The sequence below is a fragment of the Catalinimonas alkaloidigena genome (genome assembly GCF_029504655.1).
In the GTDB taxonomy this organism is placed as follows: Bacteria; Bacteroidota; Bacteroidia; order Cytophagales; family Cyclobacteriaceae; genus Catalinimonas; species Catalinimonas alkaloidigena.
Window position 1 is genome coordinate 2,140,360 of the sequence record NZ_JAQFIL010000001.1, and the last position, 18,938, is coordinate 2,159,297.

The following is an 18,938-nucleotide window of genomic DNA, read 5'->3' on the forward strand; positions in this document are numbered from 1 at the left end:
ACTCAGACTATGAAACACTTTCACCGATGTATCATGTGCATCCTTTTTTTGAGTATGCTCTCCTTTGATCTTCATGCGCAGCAACTGGCATCGGCAGCGAAGCTTAACAAGGGGGATGAGCCTCAGCAAAAAGACAAGAAAGCGCTCTCAGGAGTTATCTTATCTCTGGAGTCGCGTTATAATGTACGTTTCAACTTCAACAGTCAGATTGTCAAAGATAAGTTTGTGGATACTGAATTGATGAACAGCCTTCCACATGACAGCCTGCACGTAGTATTAGATCGGCTGCTATCGCCTTTGTCCCTCGACTACGAGAAGATCAGCTCTGAGCACTATGTGATTTTTGCTGAACAGAAAGAGGAAACCGGGCTTATGCCCTTACAAAAACAACAGCTGAAGCTACTGGCAGATGGTGGAAAAATACCCAGGCAGGCACTGGTAGCTGCCCTGGACGATAGGCCCAGTCTTAGTCATGAACGGATGATGGATAAAACCATCAGCGGAAAAATTACTGACGAAGAGAGTGGTGAAGGACTTCCCGGTGTAAATGTACTGGTAAAGGAGTCCACCGTAGGTACAGTTACAGATATTGACGGTAATTACAAGCTCACCATTGACGATGATGCTAACACCCTTATATTCTCATCCATCGGCTATACTACGCAGGAAATTGATATTCAGGGACGCTCAGTGATCAATGTGCAGCTCACTCCAGACATCAAGTCCTTGGAAGAAGTAGTAGTTATCGGTTACGGTGAGCAGAAGAAGGAAAGCGTGGTAGGTTCAATTGTACAGACCTCCGGCGAAGTATTGCAGCAGTCAGGTGGGGTAAGTACCGTTGGCCAGGCCCTGACGGGTAGAGTACCTGGCGTAATCACGGTTAGTAATACCGGGATGCCTGGAGAGGAAAATCCCGAAATCTACATCCGTGGTAAGAGTACCTGGAACGGCAGCGGACAGCCTCTGGTACTGGTAGATGGGGTGGAGCGGAGCATGAACGATATCAACATCAATGATATTGAAAAGTTATCGGTACTTAAAGATGCTTCCGCTACCGCGGTATTTGGGGTAAAAGGTGCTAATGGTGTAATCCTGATTACCACCAAAAGAGGAAAAAAAGGAAAGCCTCAGCTTTCACTATCAGCAAACGCTACGGTAAAAACACCCTCTAAAATTCCTCAGAAACTGGATGCCTACCGGGCTCTGGGTGTGGTCAACGATGCCATAGAGCGTGAGGTGACAGGCATAGAAGAGTCATGGGCGGATTACACCCCCCGGGCTGTTATGGATATTTACCGCAATCCGGCGAATCAATACGAGAGAGAGCGCTATCCCGATGTAGATTGGGCTGATGTGGTGATGAAAGATTTCGCGATGGACTATAATGTCAATCTTTCCGTACGCGGAGGATCTGACTTTGCCAAGTATTTTGGTGCCATCGCCTATCAGCGGGTAGGTGATATATTTGATGGCTCCGGCTACGACAACGGAAGGAGCTATCAGCCAAATTTCAGCTACGACCGTTTCAACTACCGCAGCAACATAGATTTTGACATTACCAGTACCACCCGAGTGTCTGTAAATCTCTCTGGTCATTATGGCATACAGCGCACAATAGGTAACGGAGATATGCGACTGGTGTATTCCAGCCTTTACGGTATGGCACCCAGCCTGTTCTATCCTATTCACGAAGACGGAACTTACGGTAAAGACCCGGCAAACATCTGGGATACTACCAATCCTCTTATGATCATGACCAGTAAAGGTTCGGTACAGGAGCATAGGATACAGGTGAATACGGATTTTATTCTGGAACAAAGGTTAGACATGCTGCTTCCCGGCCTTATGTTCAGAGGGCGTCTGGCTTATGACAATAACTTTAGTGGCCAGGGTGGAGTAAGGGAAAACAATCCCGCAGGCATGGATAATGTGATCTATAAGCGTTACCTGGATAATGGTGAAGAATTATTCATCACACCTCCCGGCGATAACCAGTTTGACTATGTGATTCAGCCCTGGTACTATGATCCGCTAGAAATCTGGGCACCCAGCCGCAGGTTATTTTATCAGCTTTCACTCAACTATGACCAGACCTTCGCTGAAAAGCATAATACGACAGTACTGCTGCTCATGAACCGTGAAGAATATGCTGAGGGGTCCATGTTTCCCCGCTACCGTGAAGACTGGGTAGCCCGGGCTACTTACAATTATGACGAAAGGTACTTTCTGGATGTAAATGGAGCCTATAATGGTACCGAAAGGTTTGGACCAGGCTACCGCTTTGAGCTCTTCCCTTCCGTAGCCCTGGGCTGGATGGTTTCCAATGAAGCTTTTATGCAGTCGGCCGGATGGCTGGATATGTTCAAAATCCGTGGCTCTTATGGCGAGGTGGGGGACGATAATGTCTCTGGTCGCTGGGGGTATATTTCCCAGTGGGCTTCCGGAGGTGCGGCTTATATGAATAATTCCAACCCCTGGGGGCAGCGTTCACCCTATACATTCTATCAGGAAGATGTGATTGGCAATCCCGACCTCCACTGGGAGACCGCTACCAAAGCCAACCTGGGTTTTGACCTTACCCTCATGAACAATCTGTTTACAGCAAATTTTGACGTCTTCAAAGAAGAGCGTAACGACATTATCGTGGTTGGAGATGACAGAAGCGTACCTTCTTTCCTGGGTTTTAAAGCACCTGACCTGAACGTGGGACGCACCCGGGTACAGGGCTTTGAGCTGGCGCTGGGATTTAACCACTATGTCAATCCGGAGCTGAAGCTTTGGTCCAATGTAGCCTTTACACAGGCAAGGAGCAAAATACTTTACAGGGAAGAACCTGAGCTCAAAGACGACCACCTCAAAACAGAAGGCTTTCCCATTGGCCTCTATAAAAGACCTATCAATGGAGAACTGATGAGCAGTTGGGATGATGTGTATATGTCGGTGCCCCTGGCAAACGATATGCAGTATCGACGTCCGGGCTACTATGACATGCTAGACTTTAATGCCGATGGCCGTCATGATGGTAATACAGACAGTGCGCCTTATGGCTATCCCCAGCAGCCCATTAATACCTGGAACTGGACCCTGGGGGCCAACTACCATAATCTATCGGTGATGGTACAATTCTACGGTTCCTATAATGCTACCAAGCAGCATACTGTATGGGATTTTCACAAATTTACCCCCCTCTATTTTGAGCATAATACGGATTACTGGACGGTAGACAATCCTAATGCCGAAACGGTTTTGCCCAGTTGGAAAGGGGGAGCGGCTACCGATGGCTACCGTAATTTTTTTGACGCTTCCTATGTCCGGCTGAAAAACGCTGAGGTCGCTTACACCTTCACCGGTGGTTCAGCTAATTACAAAGTATTTGTAAATGGTAACAACCTGTTTTTGTGGTCACACCTTCCGGATGACAGGGAGAGCAACAGAAGTGGAGATAGCTATGTAAGGGGTGAATACCCCACCTTCAGGCGTTTTAATGTCGGCGTTAATGTAAACTTTTAAATAAGAGCGGTTATGAAAAACTATATAAAATTATTGAGCATGATGTGCCTCTTGTTTATGGTATCCTCATGCGAAGAATATTTGGACAAAACCATAGAGACTAATCTTGACCAGGGAGAGGTGTTTAAGAATTTTAACAATGCCCAGGGCTTTGTGGAAGAGATGTACGCGATGGTGGTCAACTACGGTACGGGCACTCACTGGCAGGCCTATATGTGCTATGGCGACGATGCAATCGGGACCCAAAACTGGCAGTTTGACTACCGCATTGACCAGGGCATGTACTGGAACTGGATCAGAACCGGAGGCAATGGAATCGGCACTTTTTTCTATAATGATAATGCCAATACCAATGATAATTACCCTTTTAACCGTGCTGGTATCTGGCAGAGTAGCTGGGCGGGTATACGCAAAGCCAATATCGCGATTCAGAATGTTGAGCTGATGGTAGACGCTACCCAGGAAGAGAAAGATGTGATTCTGGGACAGGCCTACTTTTTTCGGGGCTTTTTCCATCATGAAATCATGAAGTTCTGGGGTCGTATCCCTTACATTGACGAGCCCCTGGGTTCTGAAAAATGGCAGCTACCCCGTCCTGAAACTTTCCAGGAGACTGCCCTGGCTATTGATAAGGATTTTGAAATGGCCGCTCAACTTTTGCCGGAAGACTGGGATGAACATCCTGCCGGACAGAAAACCAAAGGTGCTAACCAGTTTCGGGCAACCAAAGCGGCTGCCTGGGCTTTTAAGGGGAAAAATCTGCTCTTTGCTGCCAGCCCTTTGATGATAGAGTCCACCGATCCTTACGAATACGATCAGGAGCTGAGCCGGATGGCAGTAGATGCATTTGCCGAGGTTCTGAGATTAGAAGATGCAGGATACCTTGCACTAGCTGATTGGGAAAACTATCAGGATGTGTTTTATTCTTATAGTGGTACTACCGGCTATGTTTATCCCGGCAGCACTGAATTTATTTTCAGCCAGTCGGGAGATGTGGGTTGGTTTCCCAGATTTCTTTCCCAGGCTTTTCAGATCGGAAGCCATTGCGAGCAGCGGGATACACAATTTCCTACACACAACTATATCCACCATAATTTCGGTATGGCCGATGGCTTATCTACCGAAGATAGTCCCAATTATGATCCTGCAAACCCCTGGGAAGGACGTGACCCCCGCCTTTACAAATGGGTAGTGTTAGACGGAGACCAGATGGTAGAAAACCTGGGCGCTGCCAGTGGCGAAAATGAAGTGCATCGCTATGCTAAGTTTTATGAAGGCGGAGCACATCGCTATCCTGCGGTAGACCTGGGTACTCGTACCGGCTATCTAAGCAAAAAGTGGTACGCCAGGTCTTTCAACTGGTTTGACAATCAGATTGGTAACTACCTTCCATTCAGGCTGCATATGCGGCTTACCGATGTCTACCTTATGTATGCCGAGGCAGCCCATGCAGCTTATGGAGCCACGCAAGCTCCATCATCATACCCTCTGACTGCCGAGCAGGCAATCAATACACTAAGAAATAGGGCAGGGGTAGCGCCGGTACAATTTACCAGCGATGCTCAGAAGTTTATGGATGAAGTTCGTCGTGAGCGTGCCGTAGAGCTGAGCTGGGAAGGCCATCGCTGGATGGATCTGAGGCGCTGGCGCCTGGGTGAGCAGGAAAAATACAAGAAAAAGACAGGGCTACGCTTTGATGAAGGACATACTTACTTTATTGAAGAAGTGCTACGTACCAAAGTATTTGACGAAAAGCACTACTGGCTGCCTTTTCCTCAGAACGATACCGAATTGTATCCGGGCTTTGAACAAAATCCGGGATGGTAATGCCCGGGATAGTAATGCCCGGTATGGAATGTCCCGTATGGAATACCCCGGATGGAATACCAAAATACAACCTAATTTATATTCAATCACTTAGTGCAAAACGACCATGATATATTCAAAAGTTTTTACCAAAACATTGTTGAGCGGATGCTTATGTATGTTTTGCCTTGCATACCAGGCATACGGACAGGCAAGCGATAATGAAGGTAAAGTGGAGAAAGTGATAGTGGAAAACAATAGCACCTCAGTCATCGCAAACGATACAATAGACCTGGGATTTACCAAGAAGGGTAGAAAGGAAATCGTAGGCGCGGTTTCTGCCATACGCCCTGAATCTTACTTGAACTATGACAATACCCAGTGGGTGAGAAATGCCCTGCTGGGACGTATCACCGGCCTGTACGGAAGTGATAATATTCGCGGCCTGGGCGACGCCATGATCGTAGTTGACGGCATACCCGGCCGATCTATTGACTTGCTTAACTCCGAAGAAATTGAGCAAATTACCGTGCTCAAAGATGCTAATGCAGTAGCCCAGTACGGTGCTATGGGCAGAAACGGCGTCATCGTAGTAACCACCAAACGGGGAAGCTCTCAATTTCGCAGGGCTAATGTAATCGTCAACTACGGGGTGCAAGCACCTGTTTCTTTGCCCAGCTACCTGGGGTCTGCTGACTACATGGGGCTTTTTAATGAAGCCCGGCTCAACGATGGACTGGATTCAGTGTTTTCACAGCAGCAGATTGATAATTTCCGCAGCGGGGAGAATCCTTATCAGTACCCTGATGTAGATTTTTATTCTGACCAGTATCTGAGGCCTCGTACCCAGTATGCCAATGTGCTGGCCGAGTTTTCCGGGGGTAGTGAGAATACCCAATATTACATTAACCTGGGTTACAACAATTCAGGTTCGCTGGTCAGACTCAACCCTGATGCCAATGCAGGATCTCATCGCTTTAACGTGAGGGGGAATATTGATTTCAAAGTCAATGATTTTATTTCCAGTAGCCTGGATGTGGTTTCAGTTGTCAGTAGCACCAAAACCGCTAAGGCTAATCTCCTGCAAGAAGGAATGACCCGTAAGCCGCATATTTTCTCACCCTTGTTGCCGGTTTCTTTAATTGATACAACCCTCAATGAGGAGCTGAGCGGGCAAGTGGAGGCTGCCAATATTTACAGTGGAAGCTTGCTGGGTGGTTCTCAGGCTTATCAGGACAACACCCCGGTAGCTGATGTGCTGGCAGGAGGTTATAATGAATATATCTCGCGCATTACCCAGGTCAATAATGCCATAGACTTTGATTTGAGCCAGCTAGCGCAGGGGTTATCGGCCAAGACCTATATCAGCTTTGACTTTTATAATACCTATGCTTTGTCGGTCAACAATACCTACTCTATCTACGAACCTACCTGGAGTAATGAAACCGGGTCTCCTCAGAGCATTGTGGCCCTCAACCGCCTGGGAGATCAGGACAGGAAAGACCTCACCGAGAATGCGAGTACCCAGAATTTTATTACCCGCTATGGTTTCTACGGCATGCTTACATACGATAAGCAGATTGGAGAAAAGCACAGCTTAAATACTTCTCTGATCGGCTTTGCCAACAATATGTACATCAGAAACCAGGCACAGCCACAAAAAAACACGCATGTGGCATTTCAGGCAGCTTACAGCTATGACAATAAACTGCTGCTTGATTTTAGCGCTGCCTACGTCAACTCAGTTAAACTTCCGGAAGGTAATCGGGGCAAGTTTTCTCCAACCCTCGGGCTGGCTTATGTAGTGTCTGAGGAGAACTTTCTGGAAAACTCAGCATGGCTCAACTATCTGAAGCTAAAAGCTTCTGCAGGAACGATCAACACCGACTACGGGATTGAAGATTATTTTTTGTACCGCGAAATTTATGAACAGAACGGGGGGGGATACAGCTGGGCTGATGGCTTTAACAATGAGTCTACCCGAATACTACAGGGCCGCAACGATAATTTTGGTTTTGAGCAGCGCAAAGATCTTAATTTAGGTTTTGAGACTATACTCTTTAACAGTCTTTGGATGGAAATGAATGCCTTCCAATCAGACATAGACAAGCAGGTGACCCGACTAAACAATCAGTATCCATCATACTATGTAGATTTTATGCCGTACAGCAATTATAACCTTGACCGCTATCAGGGTATGGAACTGGGACTCAACTACGCTGACTATCTTGGTCAGGTGAGGGTAGACATAGGTGCCAGGGGCATGTATGCCAATTCTGAAAGGATTAGGGTAGATGAGAAATATGATGACGTTTACCAGAACAGGGAAGGGCAGTCTATTGATGCTTACTGGGGCCTGGAAGACCAGGGCTTTTATGGTGCAGAGGATTTTAATGAAGAGGGCATGCTAAGAGATGGCCTGCCTATGCCGGCCTATGGCGATGTACAAGCGGGGGACATACGTTATATTGATCAGAACAAGGATGGTGTCGTCAACGACCAGGATCAGGTCAATATCGGAAGATGGAGAGCGCCCTGGACCTACAGTACCAATATGCGTCTTGAGTACAAAGGCTTCAGCCTCTTTGTATTGGGGATAGGAGAAACCGGCCATCAGAATATACTTGAAGGTGATTATTTCTGGGTAGATGGCGACGATAAATATTCAGATGTAGTGCTGAATCGTTGGACGCCTGAGACTGCCCGGACCGCTACTTTTCCCCGCCTTTCTTCACAGCAAAACAATAACAACTTCAGGAACTCTACCTTCTGGATGTATGATAATTCCTACTTCAGAATTCAGAGGGCACAGCTTACCTATAAGCTGCCGCGGGCTTGGGTGAACAATATCAACATGGAACATATCAGTGTGTATGTAGCTGGTTCTAATCTGGTAGAGTTTGCCAGACATAAGGAGAAAAGGCAACTGGCTGGCCTTAGCTCCGGGTTTTTTAGTACAATGTACCGTAGCTTTTCCGTAGGTCTGAGAGCTAAGTTTTAATCATAAATACAGCAGCAATGAAACTATTTAAATACATATTTATCATAAGCCTGGCGGGAAGTATAGCTTGCGAAGAGCTCATTGAGCCGGTAGATGAAAATGCCCTGGGTGAAGATCGTCTCAATTATGACCCCGCATTCGCAGAGGGGGTATTGATGAATGCCTATAACGATCTTATTAACCAGTATACGTTTACCGGAGTAGGCACTGATGACGCTGTAACTAATGATCTGAGCAGCGGTTTTCGCCGCATCGCGGTAGGGGAGTGGACAGCACAGTACAGCCCACCCAGCCGCTGGGGTAAGTATGAGTCCATATTTTACATCAACAAATTTATCCCTACCATTGAAAATGTGCAGTGGAAGCGTGACCCCGAGATCAACGAACTCTTTAAGCAGCGCCTCCTGGGTGAGGCGCTGGCGCTGAGAGGCTTACATCATTTATACATCCTTCGGGCGCATGCCGGAAAAGGGCGTTCAGGTGAGTTGCTGGGCATTCCTTACTTTACCGAATTTGTAGCATCAGACGGAGATTTTAATGTGCCCCGTCTTGGTTTTGAGGAGACGGTCAACGCGATTAACGCGGATTTCAATGGCGCTCTGGAGTTGCTGCCCATGGACTATACCGATGATATCGCTGGTCCACCGCCTCCATATGAAGCTTATGATCCTGATGCCTATAAATTTGTATTTGGTTCTAATAACAACCTCCGCATCAGCGGAAGGCACATCAAAGCCTATCAGGCAAAGCTTGCTCTGCTGGCTGCCAGCCCCGCTTTCCTCAACGGTGGTGGCGATTATTACCAGCAGGCTGCAAGCCAGGCCGCTGAACTTATCAATGACATCGGTGGTATCGCCGGACTGGACCCCGAGGGGCTGGAGTTTTATGATGATGATGGAGACAAGAATCTTAGCGAACTTCTCTGGAGAAGCTCGGTATACAGATCCTCCTGGTTGGAAGAAAATCAACTTCCCCCCTCGCTAAATGGTGATGGCAGGGTAAACCCTTCTCAAAGCCTGGTAGATGCCTTTCCTATGGAAAATGGCTACCCCATCACTGATCCCGCTTCAGGCTACAATGCAAGTAATCCTTACGAAGGCAGGGACCCCCGTTTGGCTAAATATATTCTCTATAATGGAAATGAGATCGGAGGTAATACCATTTATACCGGTAGAAGAGCGGGTATAGATCGTGTTGACTCTATCGCCCAGAAATCTACCCGCTCAGGTTATTACCTCAAAAAGCTGTTGAGGCCAGACGTGGTGATCAGTTCTGACGGCTCAACCACCGACCAGGAGCGTTACAATATCTTTCTGCGCTATACCGATATCTTCCTGGTATTTGCCGAGGCTGCCAATGAGTTGGGTGGGCCTGATTTTATGGTAGAGGGCATGAGTGCCCGGCAGGTGATTTCTGCTATTCGTCAGCGGGCGGGTATTGCTCAACCAGATGCTCATTTACAATCAGTCAATTCAACAGAGGCCATGCGTGCACTCATTCGTAATGAGCGAAGGTTGGAACTTTGTTTTGAAGGACACCGCTTCTGGGACATGCGGCGCTGGAAACTTGACCTTAATGAAGACATAAGCGGAGCTTTCTATAATGGCAACCAGTACGTTCCTATCGCAGTGGAGCCCCGCCAGTTTGGTGAACGAGCTTTTTACGGACCAATCCCCCAGTTTGAAACTGTGAAATTTAGCAATCTGGAACAAAACGAAGGTTGGTAATGCACTGCAAATGAAATCATATAACTTAAAACTACTTACCATGAGCTATAAAAATATCATCGCAGCATTATTGATCCTGTTGCTTGCCTCTTGTAATAACCAGGAAATCATCTATCCGGATTATGCTACCAAGGCAGGTTATTTTCCTTACCAGACCCCCATCCGTACCCTTATCCTGGGCAAGTACGAACAGGGTATCAATGAGAATGACAATGAGCAGCGTTTTGAAATCGGTATGACCATGAGTGGTGTATATGAAAATAATGAGGACCGGAGGGTACATTTTGAGCTGGATAACAGCCTTTTGGATAATGTAGCCAACGTACAGGCTTTGTCTCAGGAGTACTATACCATAGAAACCGAAAGCCCACTTACCATTCCTGCCGGCGATACCAAAGGAAGGATCACAGTCCAGTTAAACAATGCTTTTTTTAACGATTCGCTCTCCTTTGCCCCTCAGGGAGAAGTAAACTACGTGGTTCCAATACGGCTTACTCAGTTAGAAAACCTGGACACTTTACTTTCAGGTGAAAGCGTAGTGGAAAATCCTGATCCCGTTGACCCCTCACACTGGAATGTGCTGCCTCAGGACTATACGCTTTACGGCATTAAGTTCATCAACAAATACCACGGACATTATCTGCGCAGAGGTGTGGATGTGATGACAGATGCTTCTGGAAATGTAGTGGAAAACGAATATCATAGTGAGTATGTAGTAAAAGATGAAGTAGTAATGGTAAGCACTTCTGGTCATCAGTCGGTAACACTGGAAAATACAGTGAGAAGAGGTGAAAAGTCAAGTCCCGGTAACCTTCTTTTGGAATTGGTGTTTGGCAATGATGATCAGTGCAGTATTCGCAGTGCTGAAGGTGACCCTTATAATATCAGCGGCAGCGGTACATTTGTGGAAGAAGCCGATGAATGGGGCGGTAAAGCCAGGGATGTAATCTACCTGGATTATAACTATACCGATGCTGCCAACAACGAAACCCATGCGGTAAAAGATACGCTGGTCATACGTGACCGGGCAGTAACCTTTGAGGAATTTGCCATTGAACTAAACGAAAATGAGTGAATTAGCATATTCTTTGGTCCTGAAGGCTGGTAAGTACAATGGACAGCTTACTTCTAGTAGCCGGATGAATAGCTTGGCTGGTTTGACAAGTGGTTTTTCAATTTGTGTACATTCTCACTACCAGGCGGAGAAGTAATCATACCTATCAAATAAAATTCAGTTATGTTCTCTTTGGTAAAATACTAAAGTGAACATAACTTTTTATTACCAGCACTTTCTTCTTTTTACTTACATCGATGACGGCGTCTTTTTCACCTGTCAAAGAGCTTGAAAGTTTCATATGAGTATTGATCAAGCTTACCAAAAGCATACACTAGCCCCCGAGATAGGTCAGTATAACTTCAGGGAAAAAGATAAGCTTAGCGTCCCGATTCAAAAATAGCTTTTCCTAAGTCTTATACTTTTGCCCACGAATGATAAGCTTATGGCGAAAATCCCCTCCAATAATCACTAAGCGCCTCTTTACTTATTTTAATAAGAGCAGAACCAATCATGTTTGTCTCTTCTGCATCACAGGCTTTGCTTTGTGAGCTGCTTATGCTTAAATTGCTGAAGGTCAGAGATTTATTTTCGCTACCGATGGGGTGTTAATAATCACTCTTCCCGCAAATGGCTAGTCCCGGAAAAAGTGAGTGCCTGTAGATTTACAAAAGTATTATTCGGCCCCTGAGGGGGATGCGCGTAATTTTAAGTGATGGATACAGGAAAAGGTCCATACGTCTTTAAAGCCGTTAAAATGGCAGCATACCCATACTGAAAAGCAAGTTTTTTAGCTGTCAAAGGGTAGGAAGGTGGCGAAAGTATGCATCTGATCGGCGAAGTCAGCGATGAGGGGCAAGCTTCTCCTATTATTAAAGAGTGGTCATTAAGGCAGGCTAATATTTGGCCAGACAATGAATTTGATGAGGAAAGTATGATCATTCTTGTCCTGCGATAGCAAAACTTACATATACAAATAAAAATTTGATAATGTGTTTTGAATATTTACCCTTATTTTTTTAAGATTATAAAATTATTGCTTTTTAATCTGATTGAACCTCAATGAAAGACCAAACTAAGCAGGAAATTCTCGATAATTATAGCTTGGTAAAACGTTTGCGGAAGGGAGAAAGATCTGCTTTTGAAGAGGTGTTCTATAACTTTTGTACCCCACTGAAACACTTCGCTGTCCAGGAGCTTAAAAGTGAGGAACTGGCTGAAGACGCGGTACAAGAGATTTTTTGTAAACTATGGATAAAAAGAGAAAGTCTGGAGCCAACGCTTTCTATTAAAGGTTTTCTCTTCACCTGTCTTAAAAATCATATCTTAAACATTATCAGAACCCGTAAAAACGAAATTCTGAAAAACTACAGTTTTGCTAAAGCTCAACCACAGAGCTTCAATAGCACAGAGGATACTGTGATCAGCCAGGAAATTCAATCCAGGATCAACCAGGAAGTTAGCCAGCTTTCTGAGCTCAAAAAAAATATTCTTGAGTTAAGTATTTATAAAGGCCTGTCCAACGAGCAGATTGCCAACGAACTGGATGTATCTATCAATACTGTAAAAATGTATCTTAGCCAGTCATCTCGCAGGCTTCGCCAGTTGATTAGCTTACATGGCATCAAGCTGTTATTTTTTTCTCTTCTTGATATTATGCTCTAATCGGTTTTTTTAAAGCGCAAATTTTTTTTCAAATTCTTATATACGATTAAGGATTTGCTGTGTAGTATATAATAAAAAGCAAAATACTACACATGAGAAGGCCCTCATCCGATATCCTTGAACGCTATTTTGAGAATCTCTGCAGCCCTGAAGAGGCAAAACGAGTCCTTGAATGGCTGGCTACTCCTGAGGGGCAGACATATTATGCTCATCGACTGGACGAAAAAATACAATCATATGCCCAGAACTCTGATTTCCATGTCGGAAGTCAAAATGATACTTATCTGCTGAACAAAATATATCAGAAGATAGGCAGGGAAGAAAAAACGGATTCCAAGAAACCACTACTCAGATACTGGGTCGCCGCGGCTATCAGTATGTTGCTGATGAGTTCCTTGCTATTGCTTCTGCTTCAGCCAAATACGGTAGAGGTAGAAACTGCTTTTGGCGAAACCAGAGAAGTTGAACTGGGTGACGGCTCTATCGTTTTTCTGAATGCCAATTCCACTCTTAGCTACTTTCCGGATCAGCCCCGAGAAATCTGGTTGGAGGGCGAAGGTTTTTTTGAGGTACAGCATACCAGAGATGATGCTCCTTTTAAAGTGCACACAGCGGATCTGGTCGTAAGTGTGTTGGGCACTAAGTTCAATGTAAATACCCGAAGAAAAAAAACGGATGTAGTCTTAAGCACCGGTAAAGTAAGGCTGGAACTGCCCGAAAATAAGAAAGAGAAAAGTATGCTGATGGAGCCGGGGGATAAGGTAAGCTATTCGCTTGAGGAAGATAAAATTGAGAAAAAAGTTGTCAACCCTGAGTTCTATAGCTCCTGGAGAAAAGGAACAGTTGTCTTTGATCATACGCCTTTAAGAGAAGTGTTTCAGCTTATGGAAGACACCTACGGAATTAGTATTGAAATCCAGGATCAAACACTACTTAATAAGGAAATGAATGCGCAGGATGTAATAAGAGATCTGGAGGTGATGATGACCCTTGTTGAAAAGACCTTTGACATCAATTTAATCAAAGAGGATAATAAAATTTATTTGGAATAAAAAAAACTGCCAACCCAATCATATTGACCCTGAATTCGCCTTGCATTCATTTTCAGAAATCAAAGCGAACATAGTAGACATGCCAGGGTGAATAGTCAGATTGGTAGTTTAGGGATATACTGTGTTTAATTAATTCTAAAACTATGCAAATCAAACCTAAAAACAAACCTCCCCAATCCGGGAGGAGCAAATGGCTAAGTATGTTGTGTTTACTCAGCTTGGGATATATGATTTTTGTATCCAACAGTCTGGAAGCGCAAAACCTTGCTTTTAGCACTTTCAAAAATAATAATCCGAGTGAACAACGATCCAAAAAGCTTTCTGAATTTTTAAATGAGCTTGGCGACACCTATCAGATAAAATTTGTCTATGAAAGTGGACTGGTAGATGACAAAGTGGTTCTGGAGTCAGTAGGTGCTGAAGCCAGTGAAGAAAAGCAGAATAAAAGTTTAGAGGAACGTCTGGCTGAAGTACTGAAGCCTTATCAGCTAACTTACGAAAAGGTGTACGATAATTACTACATCATTCAGCGTATAAAAGATAAGGAAGAAGCTAACAACCTGATCCAGAAAATCATTGATTCTCAGGCAGAAGAAAGCGGCAAGCCTGATAACTTAGCAGTACAGCAAATTTCCCCTCAGCTAAACGCTCAGATCAAGGTATTAGAGCAGACGATTTCCGGTAAAGTAACCGACGAAAATAACGAAGGAATACCTGGAGTTAATATCGTGGTGAAAAATACAAGTAAAGGTACAGTTACTGATATTAGCGGAAACTATAGGTTAACAGTTAGCGACGATGCCAGCACTTTAGTGTTTTCTTCAGTGGGCTATTCTTCGGAAGAAGTAGAAATTGGCGGACGTTCGGTAATCAATGTTCAGATGTTACCGGATATTCAGTCTTTGTCGGAAGTAGTGGTAATCGGGTACGGTACGCAAGATAAAAGAGATGTAACCGGTGCAATCAGCTCGGTAGAAGCTAGCGAATTTGAAGGAGAACCCATCTCTAACATCACCCAGGGCTTGCAGGGAAAAGTAGCTGGTGTAAACATTACTTCTGGTAGCGGCGCACCCGGAGGAAATATGCTGGTACGTATCCGTGGTAATAGTTCTGTACTGGGTAGCAACGACCCTCTGTATGTAATAGATGGAGTGCCAATTCAGGCGAGCACAGAAGGAAGTACTAATTTGCTCTCTACGCTCAACTCAGGAGATATTGCTTCAATAGAAGTGCTTAAAGATGCATCTGCCACCTCTATTTACGGTTCTCGTGGTAGCAATGGGGTAATCCTGATCACTACCAAGCAAGGTAAAAGTGGAAAAAACCTTATAGAGTTTGAGACCTCAATGGGTGTCAGAGAGATTACCAGGCAGCTGGAAATGCTGAATAGTCGTGAGTTTGCCCAAATTGCCAATGATCGTAATATTAATGATGGACTTGATCCTATCTTTAACGAAATAGATACCCTGGCTAATATAAATACGGATTGGCAGGATGAAATCTTCCGTTCAGGTATCATTCAAAACCATACCCTGAGGTTTTCCGGTGGTAATGAAAAAACAAAGTTCTCAGTGTCTGGTAACTACTTTGACGAAGAAGGAATTATCATAGGGTCTGACTTCAAGAGAGGATCTTTACGGATGAACTTAGATCAGGAACTGACTGATAAATTCAACTTATCGTCTCGTTTGTTTATTTCACGTTCAGTAAACAATGAGGTAAGTGACAACAGCATCTTACAAAGCGCGCTCCAAGCTCCTCCATTTTTCCCTGTAAAATACGAAGACGGAACTTATGTAAGTGGCCCTACGCTCAAACAGTTTCCTTTTAGCCCAAGTACCAGTGACAACCCTGTAGCTGAAGCGGTAGAGCAACTGAATAAAAGAAGGTTTGACCGTGTACTTGGTAATGTAACTGGTAGTTATGAGCTGATGGAAGGGCTTAATTTTAATGTGTTGTTAGGAGTGGACCATGTGGGAACAAAAAGAGACCTGTACACGCCACGTATACTGGAAGCCGGCCTTCCCTCGGGTAACGGGACTAAAGGGTACTTTTCAAATACTTCTTTCCTGAATGAGAATACCATAAACTATGACAAGCAGATCGGCGAGAATGATAATTTAAACATAACAGCAGGATTTACCTGGCAAACAGAAGCCAGAGAATCACTAGTAAGTTCATCTAGCGGCTTTGTAAATGACGACTTGCAAAATGAAATACTAGGTGCCGGAGAGTCCTTTTCTGCTCCCGAAACCGAATATTCTGACTGGACTCTAATTTCATGGCTGGCTAGAGTAAACTACTCGCTTAACGATAAATATTTGTTTACAATTTCTGGTAGAGCGGATGGTTCTTCAAGATTTGGAGAGAATAATAAATGGGGGTATTTTCCTTCTGGTGCCTTTGCCTGGAGAGCTTCTGATGAAAATTTCATCAGGGATAACTTCAGCCAGATTTCTAATCTGAAATTAAGAACCAGCTACGGCTTCTCCGGTAACCAGGCTATTACGCCTTACCAGACGCTACAACAGTTCCAAGATGTTAATATGACTTTTGGTGAAGCACCAGCTACTGGCTTTGCTGCCACTAACCTTGGTAATCCCGACTTAAAATGGGAAACCACGCGTGAATTCAACGTAGGCCTGGAGTTAGGATTGTGGGAACATCGTCTGTGGCTTAATGCTGACTACTATGTAAAAAATACGGATGACCTCCTGGCAATAGTTAACATACCGCCTACTTCTGGTTTTACTTCTAGTATTCAGAATATTGGATCAACACGTAATGAAGGGGTAGAGCTACAAATCGGCGCGGACCTGATCAGAGGAACCAACCTGAACTGGGATCTGAGTGTAAATGCTTCTCATAATAGTAATACTGTTACAGAAACTGCTGGTGGTCAGGACATTATTGTGAGAGCAGTAGACATTAACGGTTCTGCTAATATTGTACGCGAAGGAGAGCCTCTTGGCGCATTCTACGGGTTAAAAACGGATGGCCTTACCGAAGATGGTATGTTCAATTATGTGGATGATAATGGTGATGGAGAGGTTAATGGAGAAGATCGTGTTATTTTGGGAAGCCCTTATGCCGACCTGTTCTATGGTATGTCTACTAATGTAAGTTATAAGAACCTTTCATTACGTGTGTCATTACAGGGAGAATTAGGCAAAACTCTTTGGAATAACAACAGGTACCTATTTATGAATTCATTCCACAGAGGTGCCAACCAGCTTAAGGAGGTATTCTATGAAAGATGGACACCTCAAAACCCTGATCCCAATGCTCCATATCCTAAGTCTACCTCCGGGCTGAATCAGGAGCCATCTGACTGGTACCTGGAAGATGCAAGTTACCTTCGTGTTCAGAACATCATGCTAAATTACAGCCTGCCTGTCTCCAGACTTAATATATCTGCATTGAGTTCTGCCAGTGTTTATTTAAGCGCTCAGAATCTGATTACAATTACAGGTTACAGCTGGTATACCCCTGACGTGAACAACTTTGGCACTGGTGATCTGAGAATTGGTATTGACCAGAGAACATATCCGGCAGCAAGAACGATTACACTAGGTTTAAAAATAGGGCTTTGATGAATAAGGCTTACAAAACTTCAATGACCATGAAAATACATACTGATATATATAAGCTCTGCTCAGTGTTTCTGCTGACAGTACTATTGTCTTCATGCGGAGAAGAACTTCTGCAGGAAGACCCGCGAACCTTTCTTTCTAAAGAAACTATATTTACTTCCAGAGAGGGAGCAATAGCAGCTACCACTGGTGTTTATAGCCCACTCAAGGGACAGAACCTTTATGGGTGGTGGCTGTTAGGCAATCTGGAAATGTTTTCTGACTATATTTACGGCAGAGGGAGCCAGTCACCTGCCGGAACCTATCAGCTGGATGCTACCAGTGTTATTCGTATAGGTAATATCTGGCGAGGAGGCTATAATGTGATCAATCGTGCCAATACCGTTATTTATGAGCTGGAAGGCAATGATATTGAAAATGTAGATGAAGAGCTCAAAAATCGTTTGATAGGTGAATCCAAATTTTTAAGAGCACTCGCCTATTTCCACCTGGTACGTCTGTTCGGCGATGTGCCGATACGTGTCACTCCAGAGACACAGGACTTTGCCATTGGTCGTTCTCCCGAATCAGAAGTATATGATCTGATTATAGAAGATTTACAATTTGGAGAGCAGAATCTGCCGGCAAGTTACTCTGCTTCAGAAATAGGCAGAGCTACCAAATGGGCGGCAAGTGGACTGCTGGCTAAAGTCTATCTTACCCGTGGACAGTGGAGTGAGGCAGCTGCTAAAGCTAAAGAAATCATGGACTCCAATGAGTTCAGCCTGGTAGAGGTTGAAGTGCCTGAAGATTTTCAGCAAATCTTTGGCCCGAGTGTACTTACGCATTCAGAGGAGATATTTTCTTTAAAGCACGATAATATTGACAATTATGACTTTCAGCCTCTTTGGTTAATGCATCGTTCAGGCTCAGGCTATTCGGTAGGAAGAAATGCACATGCCTGGTACGGTAATCTGGACTCCTGGTTAGGCGGATGGGTAGATGAGCTGGATGGCACTGACCTCAGAGCAAAAGACTGGTTGTATAACGGCCCGGAGGATGAGAAGTACCTGAGTCCTGAAATTCCTATGCTCTTTAAGAAGTTCAGAGACACTGAGTCTGAGTTTCCCAGCAATGACTTTCCGGTACTTCGCTATGCAGAAATTCTTTTAATTTATGCGGAAGCTGAAACTTTGGCCAATGGCGCACCTACCGCTGCTGCTTACGAGGCTGCTAACCAAATCAGAAGAAGAGCACATGGCAGAGACCTGAATACCGCTGATGCTGAGATAGACTTTGCAGCAGGCTTAAATGCTGAGCAGTTTCAGGAAGAACTATTGCTGGAGAGAGCTAAGGAGTTTGTGATGGAGGGTAAAAGATGGTATGACCTGCTGCGTACTGGTAAAGCGCTGGAAGTAATTGGTAATGCAGGGGCCATAAAAGCCAATATTGAGGAAAGACACCTGAAATGGCCTATCCCGGCAGAAGAGATTGACAATAATGAAGCCATGAGTCAGGATAACCAGAATCCCGGATGGTAATCCAATAATA

9 protein-coding genes are annotated in these 18,938 nt (G+C 44.7%); all 9 read left to right on the forward strand.

Translation table 11 applies throughout. The features are described 5' to 3' along the window. The first annotated feature begins 9 nt into the window (after positions 1-9). The 9 genes from OKW21_RS08865 (at position 10) to OKW21_RS08905 (ending at position 18,928) form a co-directional block, all read left to right on the forward strand. On the forward strand, positions 10-3,510 hold the full coding sequence (locus OKW21_RS08865; RefSeq protein ID WP_277479058.1) for a SusC/RagA family TonB-linked outer membrane protein: 3,501 nt from the start codon (positions 10-12) through the stop codon (positions 3,508-3,510). A 12-nt stretch (positions 3,511-3,522) separates the two neighbouring features. Further along, positions 3,523-5,337, forward strand: a complete 1,815-nt coding sequence (locus OKW21_RS08870; protein WP_277479059.1) for a RagB/SusD family nutrient uptake outer membrane protein — start codon at positions 3,523-3,525, stop codon at positions 5,335-5,337. 157 nt (positions 5,338-5,494) lie between these two features. Next, on the forward strand, positions 5,495-8,317 hold the full coding sequence (locus tag OKW21_RS08875) for a SusC/RagA family TonB-linked outer membrane protein (RefSeq protein WP_277479060.1): 2,823 nt from the start codon (positions 5,495-5,497) through the stop codon (positions 8,315-8,317). Between the two features lie 17 nt (positions 8,318-8,334). Further along, a complete protein-coding gene (locus OKW21_RS08880) occupies positions 8,335-10,044 on the forward strand; it encodes a RagB/SusD family nutrient uptake outer membrane protein (RefSeq protein ID WP_277479061.1) in 1,710 nt (569 codons plus the stop codon). Positions 10,045-10,084: 40 nt separating this feature from the next. Next, entirely contained in the window at positions 10,085-11,119 is a 1,035-nt protein-coding gene (locus OKW21_RS08885; RefSeq protein WP_277479062.1) for a DUF5627 domain-containing protein, read from the forward strand. A 1,041-nt stretch (positions 11,120-12,160) separates the two neighbouring features. After that, positions 12,161-12,763 carry an RNA polymerase sigma factor gene (locus OKW21_RS08890; RefSeq protein WP_277479063.1) on the forward strand — a complete coding sequence of 201 codons (603 nt, stop codon included), beginning with the start codon at positions 12,161-12,163 and terminating at the stop codon, positions 12,761-12,763. 92 nt (positions 12,764-12,855) lie between these two features. Next, positions 12,856-13,815 (forward strand): FecR family protein, encoded by a 960-nt coding sequence (locus OKW21_RS08895; protein ID WP_277479064.1) that lies wholly within the window; start codon positions 12,856-12,858, stop codon positions 13,813-13,815. 143 nt (positions 13,816-13,958) lie between these two features. Beyond that, positions 13,959-17,408, forward strand: a complete 3,450-nt coding sequence (locus OKW21_RS08900; RefSeq protein ID WP_277479065.1) for a SusC/RagA family TonB-linked outer membrane protein — start codon at positions 13,959-13,961, stop codon at positions 17,406-17,408. 29 nt (positions 17,409-17,437) lie between these two features. Further along, positions 17,438-18,928: a RagB/SusD family nutrient uptake outer membrane protein gene (locus OKW21_RS08905; RefSeq protein ID WP_277479066.1), complete on the forward strand. Its 1,491-nt coding sequence runs from the start codon at positions 17,438-17,440 to the stop codon at positions 18,926-18,928. Positions 18,929-18,938: the final 10 nt, after the last annotated feature.